Here is a 231-nt window from a genome sequence, read left to right as displayed (position 1 = left end):
GATCACCGCCGATGGCAACGAGATCAAGGCGAGCCTGAAAGTCTGGGCTGCCGGCATTCGCGCACCGGGCTTCCTCAAGGACATCGATGGTCTGGAAACCAACCGCATCAATCAGCTGCAAGTGCTGCCGACTCTGCAAACCACGCGCGACGAAAACATCTTTGCCTTCGGTGACTGCGCGGCGTGCCCGCAACCGGGCACTGATCGCAACGTCCCACCACGGGCACAAGC

At 61.5% G+C, this 231-nt stretch carries 1 protein-coding gene; it reads left to right on the top strand.

The window, feature by feature from the left end; all coding sequences use genetic code 11:
• Position 1: 1 nt before the first annotated feature.
• On the top strand, positions 2-231 hold a 230-nt coding region (locus AAEY83_RS18915), incomplete at its 3' end, for an FAD-dependent oxidoreductase (RefSeq protein WP_351061788.1).

The sequence above is a fragment of the Psychrobacter sp. TB20-MNA-CIBAN-0197 genome (assembly GCF_040309765.1).
GTDB classification, from domain to species: domain Bacteria; phylum Pseudomonadota; class Gammaproteobacteria; order Pseudomonadales; family Moraxellaceae; genus Psychrobacter; species Psychrobacter submarinus.
The sequence above is the reverse complement of the archived record's forward strand: the minus strand, read 5'-3'. Positions and strand labels throughout refer to the sequence as shown.